Origin of the sequence: Streptomyces bicolor (assembly GCF_000719285.1) — a bacterium.
Taxonomy (GTDB): Bacteria; Actinomycetota; Actinomycetes; order Streptomycetales; family Streptomycetaceae; genus Streptomyces; species Streptomyces bicolor.
The window spans coordinates 1-448 of the sequence record NZ_JOFS01000118.1 but is presented as its reverse complement, the minus strand read 5'-3'; the positions used below and the strand labels follow the sequence as shown (position 1 = coordinate 448).

The following is a 448-nucleotide window of genomic DNA, read 5'->3' as shown; positions in this document are numbered from 1 at the left end:
GTCCTTCATCGGTTCCTGGTGCCAAGGCATCCACCGTGCGCCCTTAAAAACTTGGCCACAGATGCTCGCGTCCACTGTGCAGTTCTCAAACAACGACCAGTACACCGTCACACACCAACATCGTCAGTGCTTCACCGGCGCCGGCATCGAAGGCTCCCGACCTCACGGCCGTACCTTCAGACACCCAACAGCGTGCCCGACACCCCCGCCACTCGTGATCAGCTTTCCACGCTCCGAAGAGCAGTACTGGCAGCCCGAGATGACTGAGAGTGCCGAATAATCAACGTTCCACCCATGAGCAACCAGCATCAGACATTCGCTGATGTACTGGCCTCTGAACCAGGCAAGCCCGGCTTAGAAGTGCTCCTTAGAAAGGAGGTGATCCAGCCGCACCTTCCGGTACGGCTACCTTGTTACGACTTCGTCCCAATCGCCAGTCCCACCTTCG

At 58.0% G+C, this 448-nt stretch carries 1 rRNA gene; it reads right to left on the bottom strand.

The window, feature by feature from the left end:
* Positions 1-371: 371 nt before the first annotated feature.
* Positions 372-448 (bottom strand): 16S ribosomal RNA (locus IF78_RS0142890); the annotation flags it as partial.